At 60.6% G+C, this 24,692-nt stretch carries 18 protein-coding genes and 3 tRNA genes; 13 read left to right on the forward strand and 8 right to left on the reverse strand.

Annotated elements, in window-relative coordinates; translation table 11 throughout:
- The first annotated feature begins 32 nt into the window (after nt 1-32).
- The 8 genes from MKI83_RS11295 (at nt 33) to MKI83_RS11330 (ending at nt 8,660) form a co-directional block, all read left to right on the forward strand.
- Nucleotides 33-815 carry an ABC transporter permease gene (locus MKI83_RS11295; RefSeq protein WP_241586285.1) on the forward strand — a complete coding sequence of 261 codons (783 nt, stop codon included), beginning with the start codon at nt 33-35 and terminating at the stop codon, nt 813-815.
- Nucleotides 802-1,620 carry an ABC transporter permease gene (locus tag MKI83_RS11300; RefSeq protein ID WP_241586064.1) on the forward strand — a complete coding sequence of 273 codons (819 nt, stop codon included), beginning with the start codon at nt 802-804 and terminating at the stop codon, nt 1,618-1,620. Before MKI83_RS11295 ends, MKI83_RS11300 begins: the two co-directional genes overlap by 14 nt.
- Nucleotides 1,620-2,636 (forward strand): ABC transporter ATP-binding protein, encoded by a 1,017-nt coding sequence (locus MKI83_RS11305; RefSeq protein WP_241586066.1) that lies wholly within the window; start codon nt 1,620-1,622, stop codon nt 2,634-2,636. Before MKI83_RS11300 ends, MKI83_RS11305 begins: the two co-directional genes overlap by 1 nt.
- 77 nt (nt 2,637-2,713) lie before the next feature.
- Complete coding sequence (locus tag MKI83_RS11310) at nt 2,714-3,340, forward strand: hypothetical protein (protein ID WP_241586068.1); 627 nt, start codon at nt 2,714-2,716, stop codon at nt 3,338-3,340.
- A gap of 331 nt (nt 3,341-3,671) precedes the next feature.
- Entirely contained in the window at nt 3,672-4,571 is a 900-nt protein-coding gene (locus MKI83_RS11315) for a bile acid:sodium symporter family protein (protein WP_241586070.1), read from the forward strand.
- Between the two features lie 114 nt (nt 4,572-4,685).
- The gene (locus MKI83_RS11320; RefSeq protein ID WP_241586072.1) at nt 4,686-5,636 is read left to right on the forward strand and encodes an NAD-dependent epimerase/dehydratase family protein; all 951 of its coding nucleotides are present in this window, start codon (nt 4,686-4,688) and stop codon (nt 5,634-5,636) included.
- Entirely contained in the window at nt 5,629-7,419 is a 1,791-nt protein-coding gene (locus tag MKI83_RS11325) for a virginiamycin B lyase family protein (protein ID WP_241586074.1), read from the forward strand. Before MKI83_RS11320 ends, MKI83_RS11325 begins: the two co-directional genes overlap by 8 nt.
- Before the next feature lie 5 nt (nt 7,420-7,424).
- A complete protein-coding gene (locus MKI83_RS11330; protein ID WP_241586076.1) occupies nt 7,425-8,660 on the forward strand; it encodes an MFS transporter in 1,236 nt (411 codons plus the stop codon).
- Here MKI83_RS11330 and MKI83_RS11335 read toward each other — a convergent pair.
- Complete coding sequence (locus MKI83_RS11335) at nt 8,628-9,647, reverse strand: AraC family transcriptional regulator (RefSeq protein WP_241586077.1); 1,020 nt, start codon at nt 9,645-9,647, stop codon at nt 8,628-8,630. The genes MKI83_RS11330 and MKI83_RS11335 overlap by 33 nt on opposite strands.
- Nucleotides 9,648-9,709: 62 nt before the next feature.
- Complete coding sequence (locus tag MKI83_RS11340; protein ID WP_241586079.1) at nt 9,710-10,471, reverse strand: FCD domain-containing protein; 762 nt, start codon at nt 10,469-10,471, stop codon at nt 9,710-9,712.
- A gap of 362 nt (nt 10,472-10,833) precedes the next feature.
- Between MKI83_RS11340 and MKI83_RS11345 the strand changes: the two genes are divergently transcribed.
- Genes MKI83_RS11345 through MKI83_RS11355 form a run of 3 tightly spaced genes read left to right on the forward strand, consistent with a single transcriptional unit; the run spans nt 10,834 to nt 16,603 of the window.
- A complete protein-coding gene (locus MKI83_RS11345; RefSeq protein ID WP_241586087.1) occupies nt 10,834-12,528 on the forward strand; it encodes an L-lactate permease in 1,695 nt (564 codons plus the stop codon).
- 60 nt (nt 12,529-12,588) lie between these two features.
- On the forward strand, nt 12,589-13,731 hold the full coding sequence (lldD, locus tag MKI83_RS11350; RefSeq protein WP_241586096.1) for an FMN-dependent L-lactate dehydrogenase LldD: 1,143 nt from the start codon (nt 12,589-12,591) through the stop codon (nt 13,729-13,731).
- Between the two features lie 58 nt (nt 13,732-13,789).
- Nucleotides 13,790-16,603, forward strand: coding sequence for an FAD-binding and (Fe-S)-binding domain-containing protein (locus MKI83_RS11355; RefSeq protein ID WP_241586098.1), 2,814 nt, complete (start codon nt 13,790-13,792; stop codon nt 16,601-16,603).
- Nucleotides 16,604-16,854: 251 nt separating this feature from the next.
- On the opposite strand, the gene MKI83_RS11360 is transcribed toward MKI83_RS11355, so the two are convergent.
- The 3 genes from MKI83_RS11360 to MKI83_RS11370 form a co-directional block, all read right to left on the reverse strand.
- Nucleotides 16,855-16,930, reverse strand: a tRNA-Lys gene (locus tag MKI83_RS11360).
- A gap of 5 nt (nt 16,931-16,935) precedes the next feature.
- Nucleotides 16,936-17,012: transfer RNA gene (locus MKI83_RS11365), tRNA-Pro, on the reverse strand.
- Between the two features lie 7 nt (nt 17,013-17,019).
- A tRNA-Asn gene (locus tag MKI83_RS11370) sits at nt 17,020-17,095 on the reverse strand.
- A 194-nt stretch (nt 17,096-17,289) separates the two neighbouring features.
- On the opposite strand from MKI83_RS11370, the gene MKI83_RS11375 reads away from it, so the two are divergent.
- Entirely contained in the window at nt 17,290-19,740 is a 2,451-nt protein-coding gene (locus tag MKI83_RS11375) for a DUF1631 domain-containing protein (protein ID WP_241586100.1), read from the forward strand.
- A gap of 32 nt (nt 19,741-19,772) precedes the next feature.
- Complete coding sequence (locus tag MKI83_RS11380) at nt 19,773-20,099, forward strand: PilZ domain-containing protein (protein WP_241586102.1); 327 nt, start codon at nt 19,773-19,775, stop codon at nt 20,097-20,099.
- Between the two features lie 63 nt (nt 20,100-20,162).
- Here MKI83_RS11380 and clpB read toward each other — a convergent pair whose 3' ends face one another.
- The 3 genes from clpB to rluD all read right to left on the reverse strand — a co-directional run bounded on the left by clpB (nt 20,163) and on the right by rluD (nt 24,611).
- Nucleotides 20,163-22,736, reverse strand: a complete 2,574-nt coding sequence (gene clpB, locus MKI83_RS11385) for an ATP-dependent chaperone ClpB (RefSeq protein WP_241586104.1) — start codon at nt 22,734-22,736, stop codon at nt 20,163-20,165.
- A gap of 168 nt (nt 22,737-22,904) precedes the next feature.
- Nucleotides 22,905-23,645: a peptidoglycan editing factor PgeF gene (pgeF, locus tag MKI83_RS11390; protein WP_241586106.1), complete on the reverse strand. Its 741-nt coding sequence runs from the start codon at nt 23,643-23,645 to the stop codon at nt 22,905-22,907.
- Nucleotides 23,646-23,648: 3 nt separating this feature from the next.
- Nucleotides 23,649-24,611 carry a 23S rRNA pseudouridine(1911/1915/1917) synthase RluD gene (gene rluD / locus MKI83_RS11395; protein ID WP_241586108.1) on the reverse strand — a complete coding sequence of 321 codons (963 nt, stop codon included), beginning with the start codon at nt 24,609-24,611 and terminating at the stop codon, nt 23,649-23,651.
- Nucleotides 24,612-24,692 lie beyond the last annotated feature (81 nt).

Raw genomic sequence — 24,692 nt, forward strand, 5'->3', positions numbered from 1 at the left:
GCGCCTTGCTCGCCGTGCTGCCGTTCTTCCTCATGTTTGGCTTGTTTCAACTGGCACCGCTGGCGTGGGTCGCGGTCAACAGCCTGCTGGTGGATGGGCAGTGGTCGCTGGGGCACTTCCGTGAGGCCCTAGGCTCGCCCTTTATGCGCCAAGCACTGGGCAACTCGTTATGGGTCTCGGCCCTCTCCAGCGTGCTCGGTTTAATCATCGCAGCCCTCAGCAGCTATGCGCTGTATCGCAGCAGCAGCCGGCTGCGTGAACTCGTACTGGCCTTTGCCAGCATGACCAGCAACTTCTCCGGCGTGCCGCTGGCGTTTGCCTTCATTATTTTGCTGGGGTTCAACGGCAGCTTGAGCTTGCTGCTGCGCCAGTGGGGGCTGGGGGATGATTTCAACCTGTACTCCACCCAAGGGCTGCTGCTGATTTACACCTACTTCCAAATTCCGCTGGGCGTCTTGCTGCTCTACCCCGCCTTCGACGCCTTGCGGGATGACTGGCAAGAGGCGGCCGCGCTACTGGGCGCTTCACCTTGGGTGTTTTGGCGCGACATCGGTTTGCCGGTGCTGTGGCCGGCCATCGCCGGCACTTTATTGATTTTGCTGGCCAACGCCATGGGTGCTTACGCCACCGCGTATGCACTCACCAGCGGCAACCTCAACCTGCTGACCATTCGCATTGCCAGTTTGGTCGCCGGCGATATCTACCTTGAGCCACAACTGGCCAGCGCCTTGGCCATGCTGTTGGTCGGCATGCTGGTGCTTACCGCGGTGGTCAACCAATGCCTGTTGCAGCGGAGCCGCTATGCGCCAGACTAACCAACGTCGTCATCACAGCCATCAGCCGTCCCCACAACACCGCCACTACACCCTGATCGTCTGGGCGTTGGTCGGGCTCTTGGCGCTGCCGCTGTTGGCCACCTTGCTGTACTCCTTAGCCAGCCGCTGGGGCGCCACCATGCTGCCGGACGGTTTAACCCTGCGCTGGTATCTCGAGCTCTGGGGCGAGCCACGGTTTCTCGCCGCCTTTGCTCGCTCCCTGCTGCTGTGCTTTGCCGCGCTGGCGCTGAGCCTAGCGCTGATTTTACCGCTGGCCTTGGTTGCCCACACCCGCTGGCCGTGGCTAGACAAGCTCATGAAGCTGCTGATGTTGCTGCCCTTCGCCGTGCCGCCCGTGGTCGGCTCGGTGGGCTTACTGCAACTGTACGCCGGCGGCCCGCTGCCCTTGGTGGGTACGCCGTGGATCCTCATCGCCTGTTTTTTCACCCTCACGGTACCGTTTATGTACCAAGCCATGGCCACCAGCTTAAAGGCGATTCCGTTGCGGGACTTGCTCGACGCCGCCCATCTGCTCGGCGCCAGCACGCCGCAAGCGTTTATCCAAGTGATCCTGCCTAACCTGCGCAACGGCGTGCTGGTGGCGTTGTTCTTGTCGTTCTCGTTTTTATTTGGCGAGTTCGTGTTCGCCAACTTATTGGTCGGCACCCGCTACGAAACCTTGCAGGTGTATCTGAACAACATGCGCAACCACAGCGGCCACTTCACCAGCGCCTTGGTGATCAGTTATTTCTTCGCCATCTTGCTCCTGACGTGGATGGCCAACCGTTTTAGCCGGAGCGCCTAATGGCCTTTCTCAATATTCAATGCCTGCACAAACGCTACGCCGACCAAACCCTGTTTGCCGGGCTGAATCTCAGCGTTGAACGTGGCCAGCTGGTCAGCCTGCTCGGCCCCAGCGGCTGTGGCAAATCGACCTTGCTGCGCACCATTGCCGGCCTCACCGATATCGACCAAGGCCGCATCGAGCTGGACGGCCACGACATCAGTCGCCTTGCCCCGCAGCAGCGCGGGATTGGCATGGTGTTTCAAAACTACGCGTTATTTCCCAACCTCAGCGTGTTCGCTAACGTCGCCTTTGGCCTAAAGCAACAAAAGCTCGACAAGGCGCTGATCGCGACGCGGGTCAATACCATGCTCGAGCGGGTTGAACTCAGCGCCTTTGCCAAACGCCTGCCGCACCAGCTATCGGGCGGACAACGCCAGCGCGTCGCCTTGGCGCGGGCGTTAGTCATTCAGCCGCGCTTATTGTTATTGGATGAACCGCTGTCGGCGCTGGATGCCCCCATCCGCCGCAGCTTGCGTCAGCAAATCCGCAGCTTGCAGCAAGAGTTGGCGCTGACCACCGTTTTCGTCACCCATGATCAGGAAGAAGCGCTCACCCTGTCTGATCGCGTGGTGCTGATGCACAGCGGCGAAATCATCCAACAAGGCAGCGCCGAGAACGTCTACAGCGCACCGGTGTCGCCGTTTGCCGCCGGTTTTATCGGCCATTACAACCTGCTTGCAGGCGCCGCCGCTGCCAGCGTGCTGGGCAGAAGCACGCTCAGCGCTATCGCCATTCGCCCCGAAGCGATTGAGCTGCTCGATACCCCGCAGGCCGACCCGCGCTGGGGCACACCCTTGGCAGGCCGCATACTGAGCCGCCAACTGCTGGGCAACATCGTGCGCTACCAGGTGCAGTGCGCCGAGGTAACGCTTATCTGCGATTGCTTAAATCGTAGCGCCGCTGACTTACGCGCCTCCGGCAGCGCCGTCTGGCTGGGCGTTCTGCAGGCAGAAGTGCGCACCCTGGCGGCATAATCTTGTACGCTATAGCGCCGCGCGGCGTGCCTGTACCGCCACGCGTGGTACCTCACCTTTTAGCAAGGACATTGCTTATGAACTCACGCCGCACCCTACAAGCAGTCGCCCTGACCGCCAGCGTTAGCCTGCTCAGCGCCTGTGCAACCTCAAGCGTCGATAACACTGCGCCAGAAGGCATCGTCAGCAACACCACTCAAGCCTACGTCAGCGGCGTGCCCGGCGGCGTGACCACCCAGCGCGCGGTGATGCTGGCCAGCGTAGAACAGGTCGACTACCAAGCCCGCACCCTGACCCTGCGCGGCCCAAGCGGTAATGTGCAGACCTTGAAAGTCAGCGAGGCCGCGGAGAATTTCAGCACCATCGTTAAGGGTGATCAGGTCAAAGTCGCCTTCATCGAAGAGCTGGTGGTGCATGTGCGCGACAAGCACAGCGGCGACAGCGACAGCGCCGTGGTGATGCTGGGCAAAGCCGCCACCGGCACCCCCAACGTGATGGCTGCGGTACAGACCCAGCACATTGCCGAAGTGCGCGCCATCGACGAGGCGAACCACACCGCGATTTTGCAGTTTGCCGACGGTAGCCTGCGCAAAGTCGACGTACGCCCCGATGTACCGTTGAGCGACGCCAGCCTAGGCAAAGAAGTGGTGCTGCAAATCACCGAAGCCATGGCCATCTCGGTCGAACACGCCAACCCGCAGTAAGCGCCAGCGATAGCGAGCGTGTCGGCCTGACACGCTCGTGTTCTGTTTCATCCAAATCCGCCTTCGCGCTCATGCTCTTTGCTGCACTCTCTTTGTCGCACTCTCTTTGTTGCGCTCTCTTCGCCGCGCTTTCTGCGCTGCCCTCCCTTTACAGCGCTCTGCGCACAACCCTCTCGCCGCAGCCAGTCTCTTTTCTGATCTCACCTGAGCGGACAAGCGCGACGCAGCTTCGTGTTGGCAGCTTTGGTCATAGTGCTTGTCCGTCTCTGTCATAGCGCAGCGCGGGCCACTGACCTAGTGTGGTGACATGACCCCTCACGCTGACTGAGCCATGCATTACGACACTGATCAACAACTGTGGTTAGGCCTATTACTGGCCGCACTGATGCTCGGCGTAGCCTTAGAGCTGCGCGTGGCGCACTTTCGTTATGTGCTGCGCCGCCCGCTGCCGGTGTTGGCGGGCTTGCTGGCGCAATGTTTGATTCTGCCGTGGGCGACGTGGCTGGCCACCCTCGCGCTGCAGTTGCCGCCCGGCATTGAGCTGGGCTTGCTGCTCGTGGCGTGCTGCCCGGGCGGTAATTTATCCAACGTGATCACCCACTTGGCGCGCGGCAACACGGCGCTGTCGGTGAGTGTCACCAGCCTCTCGAGCTTGGGCGCGATGCTCAGCCTGCCGCTGAACTTTGCCCTGACCAGCGGCATGAACCCCGACACCGCGGCGTTCTTGCAAGGTCAACTCAGCAGCCTGCAGGTCAGCAATGGCGACTTACTCAGCGGCTTGTTGCTGATGCTGGTCTTGCCGCTGCTCTTAGGCATGGCGCTAGGGCATATCGCCCCGCAGTTCACCGCGCGCATTTTGCCCGCCTTTAAGCGCTTCACCTTGCTGGCGTTTGTGCTGTTTTTGCTGCTGGCGATGATCGGCAACCGCCAACTGTTGCTCGCCAGTCTCAGCGGTTTGTTGCTGGTGGTGATTGTGCATAACGCCAGCGCTTTGTTGTTGGGTGCGGCCAGCGCTTGGGCTTTTGGCCTGCCTGCGTATGACCGCCGCGCGCTAACGATTGAGGTCGGCATGCAGAACTCTGGCCTCGCCTTGGGGCTGATCTTCACCCAGTTTGGCGGCCAAGCTGACATGGCGCTGATCGCCGCTCTGTGGGGCACCTGGCACATTGTGTCGGGCTTGTTATTGGTTCTTTGGTGGCGTCGCAGTGCGCCAAAACAGGCGCTGAGTTAATCGCCGCACTGCTCAAAGCTCAACCCAAGCTCAACCCAAGCACCGCACCACAGCGTGCTTGGGCCGTATCCACCTTAACGCAGTGTCGCCACAAGCAGTCTACGGAACATACCCATGCGCATCTTAATCACCGGCGCCGCCGGTTTTATCGGCCGTCAACTGGTCAACGCCATCGCCACTGAGCAACCCGACTGGCACGTCTTAGCCGCCGACTTAACCGCGCCCAAGAGCCAGCATCGCGTGCAAGGCATCGCGCTGGATGTCAGCCAAGCCGAGGCGGTGCACGGCGCCGTGAAAGCCTATGCCCCCGATGCCATTGTGCATTTGGCCTCGGTGGTTACCCCGCCGCCGGGCATGAGCGAAGCCCGTCTGCACGCGATTGATGTGGGGGGCACCCAGCACCTACTCGACGCCGCCGTGGCGCATCACGTTAAGCAGTTCATCGTCACCAGTTCAGGTGCAGCCTACGGCTACAGCGCCGACAATGCCGAATGGTTGGACGAGCACGCACCACTGCGCGGGCATGCGCAATTTGCCTATGCCAAACACAAGCGTGAAGTCGAAGACTTACTCGCCGATTACCGCGCCCAACACCCCGCGCTTAAGCAGCTGATCTTGCGCCCCGGCACCGTGCTGGGGCGCCACGTGAATAACCAGATCACCGACCTGTTTAAGAAGCCGGTGGTGATGGGCATTCACGGCAGCGACAGCCGCTTTGTGTTTATCTGGGATGAGGACGTGGTCAACATCCTGCTGCAAGGGCTGCGCGAGCAAAGCAGCGGCATCTTTAATCTGGCTGGTGACGGTGCCTTGAGCCTACGCGACATCGCCCAATTGCTGCGTAAGCCCTACTTGCCGGTGCCGGCCATACTGGTGCAAGGCTTGCTCGCCCTGCTTAAGCCGCTGCGCCTAAGCCAATACGGCCCCGAGCAGGTGGACTTTCTGCGCTACCGTCCGGTGCTGGCTAATCAGCAATTGAAGCAAGCTTTTGCCTACACCCCACGTTACAGCAGCCGTGAAGCCTTTCTCGCCTTTCTCGACGCGCAAGGAGTAGCCCATGCGTAAACATCTTCTGCTCAGTCTTTGCTCCGCCCTACCCTGGTCTTTAGCCCTGCCGGCTAGCGCGCTGGAGGTGCACGTCAGCGACGCCCAAGGCCAGCCCGTTGCCCAAGCCATGCTGACCCTCAAAGCCGAGCGCCCGCTGCGCGCCGCCGGCGATGACAACGGCTACCCGCGCGCCGGCAGCCGACAGCAAATCAGCCCAGAAATCACCGGCTTTACCGGGGCAGACGGCCGCTTGCAGATCGCCTACCCCGAGGCGCTACCGCTCAACCTGCGCCTGCGCCGCCCAGGCTTTCAAGATCAGCAGCTCAGCGGCGTAGCCAGCGATGCCCAGCTGACACTTACCCTGATCAACGAAACCGACCCCGCCGCCCTTGCCGCGCAGCAACCGGCCCACGCCTGGTTTGCCGCACTGGACTTTGGCGGTGACGAGCAACTTAAACAAACGGCACTGGAGCAGTGTGGCTTTTGCCATCAGCAAGGCAGCTTTTTCATGCGCCGCGAGCGCAGCGAAGAAGAGTGGCAGCAAGTGCTGGAACGCATGATCGGCTATGGCGCCCGCCCAGCCAGCGACCAGCAACAACGCCTGATCGAAGTGTTCGCCCAAGGCTACAAGACCCTGCGTGAGCAGCCAGAAAAAGTCCTGCGCGCCGCCGCGTGGGAGCCGCACTTAAGCCAAGCGCAGGTGCGCGAATGGCCGATTGGCGATGCCTTCTCGCAAATGCACGACTTGCTGTTGCACTCCAGCGGCAAGATTTATGTCGGCGACAACCTGCAAGATCGCCTGTGGGAAATCGACCCCGTCAGCGGTCAAACCGTGGTCTACAAAACCCCGGTCGACGCCGATGACGAGATCGGCGGTCTGTTCAGCGGACGGCTAAAAACCTACCCCAAGCTGGAAACCACCGCCGGCATTCACTCTTTTGCCGAATCGCGCAAAGACGGGCATATCTTCATCACCCCGTCGCTGCAGCAACGTTTGTTCGAGTTCGACCCGGTCAGCAAAACCTTCACCACGCATTATTTTGACGACGGCCTATACCCGCACACCGTGCGCATTGATGACGCCGACAACGTCTGGTTTACCCTCGCGCTGTCGAACCAAGTGGGCCGCTTTGACCGCACCAGCAAAACCTTCACCACCTATGAGCTACCGGCGCGCAGCAATAAAGAGGCCATTGGCTTGTCGCTCAACGGCATTGTGCGCCGCCTGATGAACTGGGGCCTGCCCATGCACTGGCTGCCGGTGGATGAACGCGTCAGCGGCATGCCCTTGCCCTATGGCATCGACATCGCGCCCGATGGCAAGGTGTGGTTTGCCCGTCTGCACGCGGACTCCATCGGCGTGATCGACCCTAAAACCGGCAGCGTGAGCATGATCGATACGCCCTTCCGTGGCCCGCGCCGCTTGCGGGTGGATGCCGTGGGCGATGTGTGGATTGCCGCCTTCCCAGAGGCCAAAATCGTGCGCTATCACCCCGCCGATGGGAGCTTCAGCGATTACCCGTTGCCCAGCGCGCTCAATCAGGTGGAAACCCCCTACTCGTTGAACGTCGACCGCGCCCGCCAGCAGGTTTGGGTCACCGGCACGGCCTCAGACACCTTGCTGCGGCTGGATATCGCCAGCCAGCGCTGGCAAACTTTCCCGCTGCCGCGACGCGTGAGCTTTACCCGCGACGTCGAGATTGCTGACGATGGCCGCGTGTACACCAGCAACGGCGCCTTCCCCAGTTGGCAGATTGAAGACGGCCAACCCACCCTGATCGAACTGACCCCCGGCGACTAAACACCATGCACGCGTACAGCCGTTGGGATTTGCAGCGTTTTTTCATTGCGTGTTTGGCCGGCTTTTTGGCCGGCCACCTGACCAATTACGCGGTGATTCTGTACGCGCAAGACGTGTGGCACAGCGATGCACTGGCCGGCCTTGGCTTTGCCCTGTGCTTTGGTGTGCCACTGCTGCTCGGCTGGCCGGCCGGTGCGTGGTGTGATCAGCACTCGCCGCAACGCGTAGCCCAGTGCGCGCACGCGGCGTTTATCGGTGCGCTATCGCTGTTGGCCGTGGCGCATTACGCGCCACCGGCGTGGGCCAAACTCATCTTCCTGAGCGGCGCCGCGTTAACCGGTGTCGGCTGGGCGCTACTCGCCCCTGCGCGCATGGCGTTGCTCGGCCGCTTGGCCGGCGAGCGCCAAGCCTCGCTGGCGGTGTTATTTAACGCTCTGGTGATGCTCGGCTTCGGCTTAGCGCCATTGCTACTGGCCTTGATGCGCATCGCCGGTGGCTGGCCCTTGGTGCATGCCAGTGGTTTGCTGCTGTTCGCCACGGCGGTGTGTTTACTGCTGGGGCTGAAGGTAAGCCCGCTCGGCGGGCACGGCTCGGTGCTGTCACGCATTCGCGAAGGCCTGCGCTATGCCCGCAGCACGCCCCTGCTGGCGCAGGCGCTACTGAGTGCCATGTTGGTGTACGCGGCGATGGGGCCGCTGCAAGTCATGCTGCCGCGCTTTGCCCAGCAAGTGCTGCAATTAAGCGAACTGCAACGTGGGCTGTTTCTGGCCAGCTTGGCCTTAGCCCTGCTGCTCGGTGGCGCCTTGGCCTTACCGTTGGCGCGTCGTTTTGGTCACGGCCGCAGCTTATTTGCCGCCGGCTTAATCAGCGCCGTGGCGCTGGGGCTATTAAGCCAACAACTGTCTTTGGCTAGCGCGCTGGCGTGTCTGTTTCTCAACGGCATGGGCGCGGGCCTGATGGTCAGCCTGATCGTTGCCCTGTTGCAGCACGAAGGAAGCCCAGCATTGCGCGGGCGCTTACTCAGCATCTACACCATCACCAGCCAAGTAGTACCGGCGGCCGGTGGCTTACTGGCAGGCATGGCGCTAGAAGTTTGGCCGGTGAGCCACGGCTTGGGCGTGTGTGCGCTGTTGTTGCTGGGTGGTTTGTTGCTGGCCTGCTGGCGACAGCCGGCGCTGCGTCGTTATCGTGGCGATGGTGAAAAAGCCTCAGTGGCGCCGGCGGTACTCGCCCGGCGTTAAGCCCGTCCACTGACGAAACGCGCGAAAAAACACACTCGGCTCGGCGTAGCCCAACAGCAAGGCAATCTCACTGGCCGATAACGCCGGCTGTTGTAAATAGCCTAGCGCCAGCTCTCGTCGAGTGTCGGTCAAGAGCTGCTGATAACTGCTGCCGGCTTCGGCCAAACGACGCTGCAAGGTGCGCTCACTCATGCCCAGCGACTGCGCCAACTCACGCCGATCCGGCTCGCCTTGGGTTAATTGACTACTGAGCCACGCCACCACGCGCGCTTGCACACTTTCGCCCGGCAACTGCGCGAGCAAAGCATCGGCATGCTGCCGCAGCACCTGCGCCAACGCGTGATTAGCCTGCGGCAACGGCTGGCGCAGTACCGCATTGCTGAACACCAAAGCATCTTGCGCGGCGGCAAAGCTGACGCCGCCGCTAAACACCGCCTGATAGGCCGCCAACGGCTGACACAGCGGCTCGGCAAACTGCGCCGCCACCGCCACCGGCGCGCCTAGCGCTTGGGTTAGCAACTGCACGATGGCGCAAAACAGCGCCTGCACCCGCGTGCGCGTCGCCATGCTCTGCGGCTGCAACGGCTGATAGGCCAAGCGCCATTGATTGGGCTCTTGCAACAACAGCAAGGTACCGCCCTCACCGGCGAGGCGCTGATAACGCAGCGCCGCCTGCACCGCGCACGCCACCGTATTGCTGCTGAGCAGCAAATAACCCAAACCGCTGAATGGTCCAGGTCCCAAATTTTGCCCAATCGCCAACCCCGGCGTGGCGCTTGGCACGGCCTCGGCCACCACTTGCCAGAGGCGCTGTTGCTGGGCAAAAGGAATACGCCCGTCGGGGTCTTGCAGTGCCTCGGCACTCAGTTCGCACTGGGCTTGCAGATCCGCCGCGCACAAGCCCAAACGCTCAGCGGCGTGCAATACCGCACGCGCCAGCGCAGCACTGACGGACATCTGGTTAAGATCAATCACGGAGGCGGTCATAAGCAAACACTGGCTAACAAGGCCCTCATTAGACCAGCGCCCACTAAGGGCGACAACCCGCCTCAGGGTTTACTGAAGGCATCGCGGCGCGCCGCGCGCTGATGGCGTTTGTGCTGCTCGCTGGCTTGCCCCAACACCGCTTCCACAAAGTGGATATGTTGCTCGGCGCTGGCCTTAGCGGCGTCGGCATCACCGGCCAAAATCGCCGCCAGAATCGCCGCATGTTGCGCGCGCAATTGCTCGCGGGTGTCCGGATCGCGCTGATACAGGCCGCCGATATTGGTCACCACGTTACGTTTGAGCAGATCAAACAGCCCCTTCATGGTGTGCAGGTAGATCAGGTTATGACTGGCCTCGGCGATGGCCAGATGAAAGTGCGCATCGGCGCCGCCCTCTTGCTGACGCGAGTTATTGGCGTAGCTGGCCTCCAGCGCTTGGTGCGCCGCTTGCAACCGTGCGTGATCGTGCTCGGTGGCGCGCCGCGCCGCTTGGTAAGCGCAGGCGCCTTCCAGCACCCAGCGAAACTCCAGCAAATCACGATGCGCCGATGGCTGGCTTTCCAGCAGCGCCAGCAGCGGATCGGTAATGCCTTTGCCCAGAGCGTCCGTGACGTAGTTGCCACCGCCTTGGCGGCTAATCAATAAGCCCCGCGCGACCAGCTTTTGCAGTGCCTCGCGCAAGCTCGGGCGCGACACGCCAAATTGCTCGGCCAAGACCCGCTCCGCAGGCAAACGTTCGCCGGCTTTGAAGGTGCCCTCGGCAATTAAGGTTTCCAGCTGTTCAACGATGTCATCCGACAAACGGCGCGGTTGCAGCGCAGCCATAACCAGTCCCCCAAAGAATCTCGCGATGTGCGGCCCAAAACCCCAAGCCAGCACGCTTTAGCGCGAGCCTAACCAGCCGCCCGGCACAACTCAAGGTCAATAGGTATGACCTGTCATACGACTTAAGTCGAACCGACACGAATTGACACAATTCTTACACAGCCATAAGCTGATCCGGCCCAAAGGTAATTGGTATTACCAATTTACCAAAACAACAAATCTAATCAACGAAGGCGCGCTGCCGCATCAACTGACGCGCCGTAATGGGAGCCGTGTATGAACTTAAGTGCCTTGTTGCTGGTCGCCCTCCTGTGCGCCTGCACCTCAGCCTTCAAGACCCCAGCCCGGCCGGAGGACTCGCAATGACACCCGCAATCGCCGCTTTGCTGGCATTTACCCCGATTCTACTCGCCGGCATTTTGCTGATTGGCCTGCGTTGGCCAGCCAAGCACGCCATGCCCGCCGTCTTCCTTGTCACCGCCGCAATCGCAGCATTGGCGTGGGACATGAGCGTCACCCGTATTCTGGCCTCGAGCCTGCAAGGCCTAGTGATTACCCTCGGCGTGCTGTGGATCATCTTCGGCGCCATCTTGCTGCTCAACACCCTTAAACACTCCGGTGCCATCAGCACCATTCGCGGCGCGTTCGCCAATATCAGCCCCGACCGGCGGATTCAGGCCATCATCATCGCGTGGCTGTTTGGCTGCTTTATTGAAGGCGCCTCAGGCTTTGGCACACCGGCAGCGATTGCTGCGCCGTTGTTGGTGGCGTTGGGTTTCCCCGCGATGGCGGCGGTCATGCTGGGCATGATGGTGCAAAGCACGCCAGTATCCTTCGGCGCGGTGGGCACGCCGATTGTGATTGGCGTCAACACCGGTCTGGATACCGCTGCACTGGGCGCACAACTGACCGAACAAGGCTCAAGCTGGGCCGCCTTCTTGCAACTGATCACCAGCGAAGTGGCGATTATTCATGCCATGGTCGGCAGCATCATGCCGATCCTGATGGTGCTGATGCTGACGCGTTTCTTTGGCAAGGAAAAAAACTGGAAAGCCGGAGTCGCGGCGATTCCCTTTGCTTTGTTTGCCGGTCTCGCCTTCACCCTGCCCTACATGGTCACCGGCGTATTGCTCGGGCCTGAATTCCCCTCGCTGGCTGGCGGTTTGATTGGCTTGGCGATTGTCACCTTGGCCGCCAAGGCTGGCTTTTTAGTGCCCAAGCAAAGCTGGGACTTTGCTGACAGCAAAGACTGGCCGACTGAATGGTTGGGCAGTATCGAGATGAAGCTGGATGACTTAAGCCAAGCGCCAATGAGCACTCTGCGCGCGTGGGCGCCGTATGTGCTGGTGGCGATCTTCTTGGTGATTAGTCGTGTGTTCCCAGAAGTCTCAACGGCACTCAAAGGCGTGGCGCTGAACTTCACCGACCTGCTCGGCGAAACCGGCATCGGCGCGGGTATTCAGCCGCTGTACTTACCCGGCGGCATCTTGGTCGCGGTGGTGTTGATCACCTTCTTCTTGCACGGCATGCGCGTACAACAGTTGGTCAAAGCCGTGGCCGAGTCGAGCCAAGTGCTGCTTGGCGCAGGCTTTGTGCTGCTGTTTACCGTGCCGATGGTGCGCATCATGATCAACTCCGGGGTGAACGCCGCTGACTTACCCAGCATGCCGATCGCCATGGCGCAGTATGTCGCCGATAGCGTTGGCAGCATTTATCCGCTGCTGGCCCCGAGTGTCGGCGCACTGGGCGCCTTCTTGGCCGGCTCCAACACGGTCAGCAACATGATGCTGAGCCAATTCCAGTACGGCGTGGCGCAATCGCTGGGGCTCTCCGGTGCGCTGATCGTGGCGGTACAAGCCATTGGCGCGGCGGCAGGCAACATGGTCGCCATCCATAACGTGGTCGCCGCCTCCGCCACCGTCGGCCTGTTGGGCCGCGAAGGCAGCACGCTGCGCAAAACGGTATGGCCTACTTTGTATTACGTCACCGCCACGGGTGTGATTGCCCTGCTGGCCTTGTATGTTTTTGGTGTCAGTGACCCACTCGTCGGCCACTAATGCCCCAGACGGTGCGCCCTTAGCGGGGCGCGCCCAAGTGAATCGATTGGAAGCCGCGTGATGATTATTTCTGCCTCAACCGACTACCGCGCCGCCGCCCAGCGCAAGCTGCCGCCCTTCTTGTTTCATTACATCGACGGTGGCGCTTACGCCGAACACACGCTCAAGCGCAACGTCAGCGATCTGGCCGACATTGCCCTGCGCCAGCGCGTGCTCAACAACATGGCGCAGCTGAGCTTAGAAACCCAGTTATTCAACGAAACCCTGAGCATGCCGGTGGCCCTGTCGCCGGTCGGCCTGACCGGCATGTACGCGCGCCGTGGCGAAGTACAAGCCGCACGCGCCGCAGCCAGCAAAGGCGTGCCGTTTACCTTATCCACCGTGTCGGTATGCCCGATTGAAGAAGTCGCCCCAGCGATCAGCCGCCCGATGTGGTTTCAGCTGTACGTGCTCAAAGACCGTGGCTTTATGCGCAATGTGCTGGAGCGCGCCAAAGCCGCCGGCGTGACCACCCTGGTGTTCACCGTCGACATGCCGACCCCCGGCGCCCGCTACCGTGACGCGCACTCAGGCATGAGCGGCCCGTACGCGCCGCTGCGCCGTATGCTGCAAGCCATGACCCATCCGCAGTGGGCACTGGATGTCGGCGTACTGGGCAAGCCGCACGACTTGGGCAATATCTCCACCTACCGCGGCTATCCCACGGGGCTGGGGGATTACATCGGCTGGCTGACCGACAACTTCGACCCCTCCATCTCATGGCAAGACCTGCAGTGGATCCGTGACTTCTGGGACGGCCCCATGGTGATCAAGGGCATTCTCGACCCCGACGATGCGCGCGATGCGGTGACCTTTGGCGCCGACGGCATCGTGGTCTCGAACCACGGCGGTCGTCAGCTCGACGGCGTGCTGTCCAGCGCCCGCGCCCTGCCGCCGATTGCCGAGGCAGTCAAAGGCGAGCTGAAAATCCTGGTCGACTCAGGCATCCGCACCGGCTTAGACGTAGTGCGCATGCTCGCCCTCGGCGCCGATTGCTGCATGCTTGGCCGCGCCTTTGTCTATGCCCTCGCCGCAGACGGCGAAGCCGGCGTATGCAATCTGCTGGACCTGATCGAGAAAGAGCTGCGCGTGGCCATGGTGCTCACCGGCGCCAAATCGATCAGCGAGATCAATGCCGACTTGCTGGTGCGCAGCGGCGTTTAATGTTCCCCTCGCGCGCGAGGACTTGAGAGCGGGCTAAAGCCCCACAGCGTGAATTCTGATGAGCCTACCCAGTGTTTTTCTCGATGCCGTCCAACAACTGATCCCGCCCGCGCGGCGTTTTGCTGATCCGCTGTCGACGCTGGCCTTCGGTACCGACGCCAGCTTCTACCGGCTCATCCCGCAGCTGGTGTTGCGCGTTGAAAGCGAATGGGAAGTGCAGGAAATCCTGCGCCATGCACACGCGCAGCAAGTGCCCGTCACCTTTCGCGCCGCCGGCACCAGCTTGTCTGGGCAGGCGATTACCGATTCGGTCTTGATCGTACTGGGCGAACACTGGCAAGGCCGCGAAATCCGCGCCGACGGCGCGCAAATTCGCTTGCAACCGGGCGTGATCGGCGCGCAAGCCAACGCCGCCTTGGCGCCATTTGGACGCAAAATCGGCCCTGATCCCGCCTCAATCAATGCCTGCAAAATCGGCGGCATTGCCGCCAACAATGCCAGCGGCATGTGCTGCGGCACCGCGCAAAACAGCTACCACACCTTAGCCGGCATGCGCTTGCTGCTGGCCGATGGCAGCGTGCTCGATAGCGAAGATGCGCAAAGCGTCAGCCGCTTTCGCCAACAGCACGCCGAGCTATTGGCGCAGCTGGATGCCTTGGCCAAGCAAACCCGCGCCGACAGCGCACTGGCCGAGAAGATCCGCCACAAATATCGCCTCAAAAACACCACCGGCTTGTCGCTCAACGCGCTGATCGACTTCCACGACCCGCTGGATATTTTGCAGCACCTGATGATTGGCTCCGAAGGCACGCTCGGCTTTATCAGCGCCATCACCTACAACACCGTGGCCGAGCATGCGCACAAGGCCTCGACCTTGGTGGTGTTTGCCGACGCCAACCTCTGCTGTCAGGCCGTCACTGCACTGAAAAGCACGCCGGTGGCCGCCGTCGAGCTGATCGACCGTCGCGGCCTGCGCTCGGTCGAGCACAAAGCGGGACTACCGGCCTTTGTTAAAACCCTGCCTGAAGCCGCCTGCACCTTGCTGATCGAAAGCCGCGCCGCCAGCGCCGAGCAGCTCGACACGCAACTGCAACAAGTCGAGGTCGTGCTGGGCGAATTTGCCCAACTAGAACGCGTGCCGTTCACCCGCGACCCCGATGAATTCGGCAAGCTGTGGGCGATTCGCAAAGGCCTGTTCCCAGCCGTGGGTGCCGTGCGTGAAACCGGCACCACGGTGATCATCGAAGACGTCACCTTCCCCATCGAACAACTGGCCGCTGGCGTGCTGCGTTTGCAGGCGCTGTTTGATCAGCACGGTTACGACGAGGCGCTGATCTTCGGCCATGCGCTGGAAGGCAACCTGCACTTTGTCTTCACCCAAGCCTTCGACACCCCCGCGCAAGTCGCCCGCTACCGTGCCTTTATGGACGACGTGGCGCAGCTGGTGGCGGTGGAATTTGGCGGCGCACTCAAGGCCGAGCACGGCACCGGCCGCAACATGGCTCCGTTTGTCGAGCTGGAATGGGGCAGCGATGCCTATCAGCTGATGTGGCAGCTCAAGCGCCTGCTCGACCCGCACAACATTCTTAACCCGGGGGTGATTCTTTCCGACAACCCCGACCTACACGTGCAAAACCTCAAGCCCATGCCGGCTGCCGATCCCATCGTGGATAAGTGCATCGAATGCGGCTTCTGCGAGCCGGTATGCCCCTCCAACGGCCTAAGCCTGACGCCGCGCCAGCGCATCGTGTTGTGGCGCGACATTCAAGCCAAACGCCGCGCCGGTGAAAACACCCAAGCTCTTGAACAGGCCTATCAATACCAAGGCATCGACAGCTGCGCCGCTACCGGCCTGTGCGCGCAACGTTGCCCGGTTGGCATCAACACCGGCGACCTGATTCGCCAGCTGCGCGGCGCAAACGCCGGCGCGCCTAAGGCGGCGCATTGGCTGGGCGAGCATTTTGCCGGCGCACTCCACAGCAGCCGCTGGGTGCTGCACGCCGCTGACGGTGCACGACGCTTACTGGGCGCACCGCGCCTGGCCAAGCTCTCCCAGAGCGCCAGCCAACTCAGCGGTGAGCGTCTACCGCGCTGGCACGCCGCCATGCCGCAACCGGCCCACTTCACCCTCCCCAGCCAAGCGACAAGCGACAAACCGCGCGTGGTGTACCTGCCGGCGTGCGTCTCACGCGCCATGGGCCCTGCCGCCGGCGATCGCGAACAGGTCAGTCTGCTGGATAAAACCAGCGCTCTGCTGCGCAAAGGCGGTTACGACGTGGTCATCCCCGAGGGACTGGACAACTTGTGCTGCGGGCAACCGTTCACCTCTAAAGGCTATGCCGAAGAAGGCTTACGCAAACTGAATGAACTGCGCGATGCGCTGCTTAAAGCCAGTCGCGGCGGGCTTGACCCCATCTATTGCGACACCAGCCCGTGCACTTTGCGCCTGCTTAAAGAGTCGCCCGACAGCCGCTTGGACATCTACGAGCCGGTGCGCTTTATCCGCCAGCACCTTGCGCCACGCCTGCGCTTTACCCCACAAGCGGCGCCCGTGGCCGTGCACGTCACCTGCAGCACGCAACACCTAGGCGAAGCCGAGCACCTGATTGAGCTGGCCAAGCTGTGCAGTCAAAACGTGGTCATCCCCGAAGGGATTCATTGCTGTGGCTTTGCTGGCGACAAAGGCTTCACCACCCCAGAGCTGAACCAGCACGCGCTCAAACGCTTAAAGAACGCCGTACAAGAATGCAGTGAAGGCATATCCACCAGTCGCACATGCGAAATTGGTCTAAGCCTGCACGGCGGCATCGATTATCACGGTCTAGTCTATTTAGTAGACCGTGTGACCCAACCGCTCATTGTGAATAGCTAAAAGCGCAGCTAGCGCTCAACAGGGTCACACGGCCGCCGACTCTCTGGCTTGGCAGCCAAAATAGCCAGCCCGTAGTGCTGATGAATTGTTGAAGGTGTGTTCGACATGATCTGCCCCGCGTTTAGCGGGGCTTTTTTTTTGCATGGCACTTTTGCGCGGTACTTTTGCGCAGCTCTTTTGCACGGTCTTCGCTCACGGCTTTTTTACCGGCAAAGAAAAAGGCCAGTCCGTGTGGACTGGCCTTTTCTATATGGTGGGTCGTGTAGGATTCGAACCTACGACCAATTGGTTAAAAGCCAACTGCTCTACCAACTGAGCTAACGACCCAAAAGTGGTCGGGGTAGGGGGATTCGAACTCCCGACATCCTGCTCCCAAAGCAGGCGCGCTACCAGACTGCGCTATACCCCGACTGAGTTGGCTCCGCGACCTGGACTCGAACCAGGGACCCAATGATTAACAGTCATTTGCTCTACCGACTGAGCTATCGCGGAACATTGTCACTCAAACCTCAACATTTGCAGCGTTACATCTGCGCTGTTGAGGCGCGCCATTTTACGGAGCGACAGCCGCATGTCAACCCCCTATAATCGAAGAAAAAGCAATTGGCTGTTTTTCAGCTATCTTGCTATATCAAAGACTTACAAGTTGCCGGATGCATGACGGTCGATTGGCCGAGGGAACACGCATGACCACCCGCAGTACACCCAACGACCAAGACAAGCCTACCCAAGGCGCCGCGATCAGCAACGAGTCTTTTCGCCAGTTACTGGCCGGCTCGCGCCAACTGCTTGTCAGCACACTGTCCGAACGCATCAGCGAGCTATTCGGCCAGGTCGATCAGACCTTGTTTGAAGCGGCTGACCAAGCCGAAAGCAACCAAGTACAAACCTTATTCTTTGACAGCATGCGCGAAATCCGCAGCCGTCGTGGCGAGATCGAGCGTCATTACCTGCGCTTAATCGCGCAAAAATTCAGCGATTTTCTCGAAGGCAAAATACCGCCGCCGCGCGAAATGGAAAACCTAGAGGCGGATAGCCTGTCGCTGGTACAAAACGAAGAATATGAAGAAAGCCTGATCATCACCAACATGGTGCGCCAAGTGAATGGCCGCTGCGTGCAACAACTGTTCACCTTAGAACAGCGTTTAGCGGTGATTAATAACGGCCGCAAGCCCAGCGAAGAAGCCAATCCCTACGGCGCACGCAACATCGCGCAAGCCTTTCGTGAAGCCCTCAGCGAGCACACCTTCAACCCACGCATCAAACAAATGCTCTACGTGTTGTTTGAGCAAACCGTGATGAGCTGCCTGGACGAGCTGTACAGCACGCTGAACAAACGCCTGATCGAAGCGGGCATTCTGCCCAACCTGAAATACAGCGCGCGCCGCACACCCAACGCTGCCGCGCCCTCGCCACAAGCGCCTGCGCCCCATAACGCGGAGCAACCTGCCCCTGCCGATGCGCTGAACTCAGCCCCCAACGGTCAAGCTCAAACCGTGGCCCCAGCCGCCAACGGCACCACGGGCATGCCGGCCGGCCCTGCTGGGCTCAACGGCACCGCTGCGCAAGGCCAAGCACCCGCCGGCACCCCTGGCATGGCGCCGGGAGCCACCGCTGAAAGCGCCACCCTGCAAGCCGCCGCGCAAGCCGCCGCCCAAAGCTTGCAGCTGCTGAGCAACCTAACCAGCCTGATTCAAACCCAACGTCAGCAGGCACCGCAGGCACCTATCTACGGGCAAACCCGCAGCATCAGCGCCTACAGCCCCAGTGACGCGCAAGAAAGCTTTAGTTTGGGCGAGCTGTTTGGCGCCCTCGATCGCATGCAGCAAGAAAACGCGCGCGAGTTACCGCAAAATATCCTGACGCCACAGAAAGTCGCGCCCTTAAAAGAAAGCCTGCATCAAGACCTGCAAAAGCACAGTGCCAAACCCGGCAAGGTCAAAGTATCGGATGATGAGGCTGACGTGATCGACTTGGTCGGCATGCTGTTCGACTTCATTCTCGACGACAACAACCTGCCCGACACGTTTAAAACGCTGCTATCGCACCTGCACACGCCGTACCTAAAAATCGCCCTGCACGACAAAGCTTTGTTCAGCGACCCGCAGCACCCCGCGCGCAGCTTGCTTAACAACCTCGCGCAAGCCGGTGTGCTGTACGGTGACAGCGACGATAACCAACCCCTGCAATCCAAAATTCAGTGGATGGTGGAAAAAGTCATTCACGAGTTTAATGGCGATCTTGATCTGCTAGCCAAACTCAGCGGCGAGCTGGACGACTTCCTCACCAGCCAGTCACGCCAAGCTGAACTGGTAGAGCGCCGCGCCGTCGAGGCGGCACGCGGCCGCGAGAAGCTACTGCAAGCCCGTCAGGATGCGGAAGCACAGATTCTGCAGCTCTTAGACAGCAAAGAACCGCCGTTGCTGATCCGTAATTTCCTTGAGCTGACCTGGGTCGACGTACTGGTGTTTATTCAACTGCGCCAAGGCGTTGCCAGTACCGATTGGAAAAATGCCCTGCAAGTAGCCAGCGAGCTGGTTCGCGGCGGCACTCCGCTAGAAGCCGTCGAACTAGCCAGTTTTAAATCCAAGCAAGCCCAACTGCTGGAGCAGGTTCGCCAAGGCTTGGAGCAAGTCGGCGGCTACCAGGAAGACGGCATTCGCCGCCTGCTCACCGACTTGTCGACCTGTTTCCATGCCATACAAGCCAAGGCGCCGCAAATCGCCGACAAGATCAAACACGAGCTGCCACCCTCTCACCTCGGCAGCCTACTGGGTGACGACTTACCTGTCCCGCCCAGCCAGCACAAAGGCAAGCCACTGAGCCCCGAAGCACAAGCGCACCTGCGTGAGCTTGAAAACATTGAGTTCGGCACCTGGTTTGAAATCGTACACAACAACCGCCGGCAACCGTTGAAGCTTTCGTGGTTCAGCCCCACCACGCGCAAGTACATGTTTGTCGACCAAGCCGGCCATCGCTCCTTGGTGATGAGCATTGAGGACTTAGCCCAAGCGCTGAGCACTGACCAAGCCAGCATTATTGAGCCTGAGCGCAAGCCACTGGTCGATCGCGCCCTAGGCACTATCTACAAAGTACTGAAGCGCTTGACCGGCCGCCAGACCGCGCCTGCCGTCTAAGCCTCACCACCCATAACTATAAGAGACTCCCAATGGACGAACGCCGTTACCAACCCCGAGTCGCCCCGCAGCAGCCCTTGGAGCTACTCGACAGCATCACCGGCAAACGCATGGGCCGCGTGGTCGACATCTCCGAGGAAGGCTTGCTGATCTTCAGCGAAACCATGATCGAGGCCGAGTCTATCTGGCAGTGCGTCTTGGTATGCAGCGAGGACACCGAAGTACCTCTAGGGGTTGAGTGCCTGTGGAGCCGCGCCGGCGGCGACGGCCAGCATTGCTGGGCTGGGTTTCACATCATCGACATCACCGATGAACACAGCGCGCAAGTACAAGCGTGGGTGCTTGCCGGGCTGGTCTAATCGCCCCATAGCAAACGACACAGGGCAGCCGAAGCTGCCCTGTGTCGTTTTCGGTAACTGCGATCAACCAGCCACCGAGAACACCAGCTCGTCACCCTGCACTTGCGCCATGATGCGGCTGCCGGGCACAAAGCGACCAGCCAAGATGGCTTGCGCCAGCGGGTTTTCAACCCAGCGCTGGATCGCACGCTTTAATGGTCGCGCGCCGTACACAGGGTCAAACCCAACCGCGACCAGCTTATTCAACGCCTCATCCGACAACTCAAGGCTCAACTCACGCTCGGCCAGCCGGCCTTGCAAGCGAGCCAGCTGGATTGTGGCAATGCCGGCAATTTGTTCACGCGCTAACGGCTCGAACACCACTACCTCGTCGATCCGGTTGATGAACTCGGGACGGAAGTGCATGCCCACCGCCTCCATCACCGCCGCGCGTTGCGCCTCGGCGTCGCCTGCCAGCTCTTGGATTTGCGCCGAGCCCAAGTTGGATGTCATCACCACCACGCTGTTTTTAAAGTCCACCGTGCGGCCTTGACTATCGGTTAGGCGGCCATCTTCGAGCACTTGCAGCAACACGTTGAACACATCCGGATGCGCCTTCTCAACTTCATCGAGCAGAATCACCGAATACGGCTTACGGCGTACCGCCTCGGTGAGGTAGCCACCCTCCTCGTAACCCACGTAGCCGGGCGGCGCACCAATCAAGCGGGCGACCGAGTGCTTCTCCATAAACTCCGACATATCGATGCGCACCAGCGCTTCTTCGGTGTCGAACAAAAACTCAGCCAACGCCTTGCACAGCTCGGTTTTACCCACGCCGGTGGGGCCTAAGAACAAGAACGAGCCACTGGGGCGATTAGGATCAGCCAGGCCGGCGCGTGAGCGGCGCACGGCGTTCGCCACGGCGACCACCGCTTCGTGCTGACCAATCACGCGCTGGTGCAGGGCGTCTTCCATGCGCAGTAACTTATCGCGCTCACCTTCGAGCATTTTGGCCACCGGAATGCCCGTCCATTTGGACACCACTTCGGCGATTTCTTCATCGGTGACTTTATTACGCAGCAGTTGGTTATCCGCCTTACCGTGCTGATCCACCATCTGTAGGCTGCGCTCAAGATCAGGGATGATGCCGTACTGCAACTCAGCCATGCGGTTGAGGTCGCCCTTACGCCGCGCCAGCTCCAGATCTTGCTTGGCTTGTTCAAGCTGTTGTTGCAGCTGCGCTGAGCCTTGAACTTCGGCCTTCTCCGACTTCCACACTTCTTCAAGGTCGGCGTACTCCTTCTCCAGCTTGGCGATGTCCTCTTCGAGCTTGGCGAGGCGCTTACGCGCGGCTTCATCCTCTTCTTTCTTCAGCGCTTGGCGTTCGACCTTGAGCTGAATCAAGCGCCGCTCAAGGCGATCCAATGCCTCAGGCTTGGAGTCAATTTCCATGCGAATGCGGCTGGCCGCTTCGTCGATCAAGTCGATCGCTTTATCCGGCAACTGACGATCGGTGATGTAACGGTGGCTGAGTTTGGCGGCGGCGATGATGGCCCCGTCGCTGATGGTGACCTTGTGGTGCACCTCGTAGCGCTCTTTCAGGCCACGCAGAATGGCGATGGTGTCCTCTTCGCTCGGCTCATCCACCAGCACCTTCTGGAAGCGCCGCTCCAGCGCCGCGTCTTTTTCGATGTACTGACGGTACTCATCCAGCGTGGTCGCACCGACACAATGCAGCTCGCCGCGCGCCAAGGCGGGCTTGAGCATGTTGCCAGCATCCATCGCGCCTTCGGCCTTACCCGCGCCGACCATGGTGTGCAGCTCATCGATAAACAGAATGATGCGCCCTTCTTGCTTGCCCAACTCGTTGAGCACGGCTTTGAGGCGCTCCTCAAATTCGCCACGGAATTTGGCCCCCGCAATCAACGAGCCCATATCCAGCGACAGCAAACGCTTGTCTTTGAGACCATCGGGCACTTCGCCGTTGATGATGCGCTGCGCCAAACCCTCGACGATGGCGGTCTTACCCACCCCCGGCTCGCCGATCAGTACCGGATTGTTCTTGGTGCGACGCTGCAGCACTTGAATGGTGCGACGGATTTCGTCGTCACGACCGATCACCGGATCCAGCTTGCCCTCTTCGGCACGCTTGGTCAGGTCGATGGTGTACTTATCCAACGCTTGGCGTGACTCTTCGGCATTGGGGTCATTCACCGACTCACCGCCGCGCAGATTCTCCACCGCGTTAATCAGCGCCTTCTTGCTCACCCCTTGCGCCAGCAGCAGCTTGCCCAAGCGGGTGTTGTCATCCAGCGCCGCCAGCAGCACTAACTCACTGGAAATAAACTGATCGCCCTTTTGCTGCGCCAGCTTGTCGGCCATGTTGAGCAGGCGCGCCATGTCTTGCGACAGTGTGATGTCGCCGGTGGGGTTTTGAATCTTCGGCAGATCATTCAGCGCGCTGTCTAGCTCGCCAGTGAGCTGTTTGATGTTGAAGCCGACCTGCGACAGCAACGGCTTCAGTGAGCCGCCTTGCTGCTCAAGCATCGCCAGCATCAGGTGCAAAGGCTCAATCGCCGGGTGATCACGTCCCACCGCCAACGACTGAGCATCAGAAAGAGCCAGCTGTAACTTGCTGGTTAAACGATCAATACGCATACCTAGTCCTCGTGTTAAACGCTGCTGCGGAGTGGGCGATCACTTGCCCGTCACTACCGAATAACACTCCAAAGCAGCAATACAGTTAATCGTCGTTACTGTTTAGATAAGGACACTTTGCGCGCTTTCAAGGTCGCGACCTTGATTTATCGCAAGAAGAACGTGGGATTAGCGTGGCGTAGACAGCCAAATCAAGCTGGCTTGACGGCCCGTTTGCGCGGCGCGACGGTAAGAAAAAAAGCGTTGGCTATCGCTGAAGGTGCACTCACCGCCACCGGCGATCTGCCGTACGCCGCACGCGGCCAAGCGCTGACAGGCGAGCAAGTACAAGTCCGCCAAATAATGCCCCGCACGCGCCGAGGGCTTAAACGCGCTGGCGGCCGCTACATCCACGGCCAGAAAAGCCTCGCGCACCTCTGCCCCCACCTCAAAGGCTTGCGGACCAATCGCCGGCCCCAGCCAAACGCTGACCTGCTCAGCCGGTGTAGCCATCGCTTTAAGGGTGTTTTCCAACACGCCAGCGAGCAGGCCGCGCCAGCCGGCATGTGCCGCCGCGACCACGTCTGCATGTTGGCTGGCGAACAATACCGGCAGGCAGTCGGCGGTCATTACCACACACGCTTGCCCGAGGGTGCGACTGACCACCGCATCAGCACAGGCGCCCGACGCCGCGGTTGCCGCATCGACCACCTCAATGCCATGCACTTGGCTTAGCCAGCAGGGCTCGATTTGCCACGCCCGCGCCAGCTTGCTGCGGTTCGCCGCAACGGCATGCGGGTTGTCCCCCACATGATCACCCAAATTGAAACTGTCATACGGCGCGCCACTGGCGCCGTCTAAGCGGGTGGTCTGCAGCGCTTGCACGCCCGCCGGCAAGGACCACTCGGGGAGATACCAACTTGTACTCATCGCTTAACCCAAATAGGTTTCTGCATCCTGTTTGAGCAAGGTTAGCAGCCAGCGGAAGTCTTCAGGCAAGGGCGACTCCCAGCCCATTTTTTTACCCGTGGCTGGGTGCTCCAACTCAAGAAAGCGGGCGTGCAGTGCCTGACGCGGAAATTCACGCAGCTCTTGAATCAAGGTAGGACTGGCGCCCGGGGCAATTTGCGCGCGACCGCCGTACTGCGGATCACCGACCAAGGGGAAGCCCAAATAGCTCATGTGCACGCGGATTTGATGGGTGCGCCCGGTTTCAAGCTTGACGCGCACATGGGTATGACCCCGAAAACGCGTGAGCACACGGTAATGGCTGACCGCCGGTTTACCACCGGCCACCACCGCCATTTTCTGCCGCTGTTGTGGATGGCGGCCAATCGGCTGATCCACCTTACCGCCAGCCACCACCACACCTAGCACCACGGCCTCGTACAAACGGCTGACGCTACGCGCTTGCAGCTGACGCACCAGCTTGTTTTGCGCCTCGATGGTTTTCGCCACCACCATCAAACCGGTGGTGTCTTTGTCCAAACGATGAACAATGCCGGCGCGCGGCACGTGCTCTAAATCCGGCACGTGATGCAGCAATGCATTCAGCAAGGTGCCATCGGCATGCCCTGCCGCAGGGTGCACCACTAAGCCGGCGGGCTTATCGATGACTAAGATGTGCTCATCTTCATAAACGATGTTCAGCGCAATATCTTGCGCCACCCATTCGCCTTGCACGTCGACCTTAGCGGTCAGCGCCAGCACGCTGCCAGCATGCACGGTATCGCGCGGGCGCAGGGTTTTGCCGTCCACGGTGAGCGCGCCGTCTTTGATCCAACCGGCCAGCCGCGAGCGCGAATATTCGTCGAATAATTGCGCAGCAATCTGGTCCAGACGCTGGCCACCAAGCGCCACGGTGACCGTGGCAGATTTTTCAATGAGTTCAGACATGATCATCAGAGGTGGCAAGGCTTTTGGTTTCGCCTGCGCGCTGTGGTTAAATACGGCGTTCTTCAACCCCGTTATGCGGGC

Origin of the sequence: Atopomonas sediminilitoris (assembly GCF_022601735.1) — a bacterium.
GTDB lineage: Bacteria > Pseudomonadota > Gammaproteobacteria > Pseudomonadales > Pseudomonadaceae > Atopomonas > Atopomonas sediminilitoris.

Coding starts and splice junctions, on each gene's coding strand:
- MKI83_RS11295 (WP_241586285.1), top strand. CDS start 33: ATGTTTGGCTTGTTTCAACTGGCACCGCTGGCGTGGGTCGCGGTCAAC.
- MKI83_RS11300 (WP_241586064.1), top strand. CDS start 802: ATGCGCCAGACTAACCAACGTCGTCATCACAGCCATCAGCCGTCCCCA.
- MKI83_RS11305 (WP_241586066.1), top strand. CDS start 1,620: ATGGCCTTTCTCAATATTCAATGCCTGCACAAACGCTACGCCGACCAA.
- MKI83_RS11310 (WP_241586068.1), top strand. CDS start 2,714: ATGAACTCACGCCGCACCCTACAAGCAGTCGCCCTGACCGCCAGCGTT.
- MKI83_RS11315 (WP_241586070.1), top strand. CDS start 3,672: ATGCATTACGACACTGATCAACAACTGTGGTTAGGCCTATTACTGGCC.
- MKI83_RS11320 (WP_241586072.1), top strand. CDS start 4,686: ATGCGCATCTTAATCACCGGCGCCGCCGGTTTTATCGGCCGTCAACTG.
- MKI83_RS11325 (WP_241586074.1), top strand. CDS start 5,629: ATGCGTAAACATCTTCTGCTCAGTCTTTGCTCCGCCCTACCCTGGTCT.
- MKI83_RS11330 (WP_241586076.1), top strand. CDS start 7,425: ATGCACGCGTACAGCCGTTGGGATTTGCAGCGTTTTTTCATTGCGTGT.
- MKI83_RS11335 (WP_241586077.1), bottom strand. CDS start 9,647: ATGACCGCCTCCGTGATTGATCTTAACCAGATGTCCGTCAGTGCTGCG.
- MKI83_RS11340 (WP_241586079.1), bottom strand. CDS start 10,471: ATGGCTGCGCTGCAACCGCGCCGTTTGTCGGATGACATCGTTGAACAG.
- MKI83_RS11345 (WP_241586087.1), top strand. CDS start 10,834: ATGACACCCGCAATCGCCGCTTTGCTGGCATTTACCCCGATTCTACTC.
- lldD (WP_241586096.1), top strand. CDS start 12,589: ATGATTATTTCTGCCTCAACCGACTACCGCGCCGCCGCCCAGCGCAAG.
- MKI83_RS11355 (WP_241586098.1), top strand. CDS start 13,790: ATGAGCCTACCCAGTGTTTTTCTCGATGCCGTCCAACAACTGATCCCG.
- MKI83_RS11375 (WP_241586100.1), top strand. CDS start 17,290: ATGACCACCCGCAGTACACCCAACGACCAAGACAAGCCTACCCAAGGC.
- MKI83_RS11380 (WP_241586102.1), top strand. CDS start 19,773: ATGGACGAACGCCGTTACCAACCCCGAGTCGCCCCGCAGCAGCCCTTG.
- clpB (WP_241586104.1), bottom strand. CDS start 22,736: ATGCGTATTGATCGTTTAACCAGCAAGTTACAGCTGGCTCTTTCTGAT.
- pgeF (WP_241586106.1), bottom strand. CDS start 23,645: ATGAGTACAAGTTGGTATCTCCCCGAGTGGTCCTTGCCGGCGGGCGTG.
- rluD (WP_241586108.1), bottom strand. CDS start 24,611: ATGTCTGAACTCATTGAAAAATCTGCCACGGTCACCGTGGCGCTTGGT.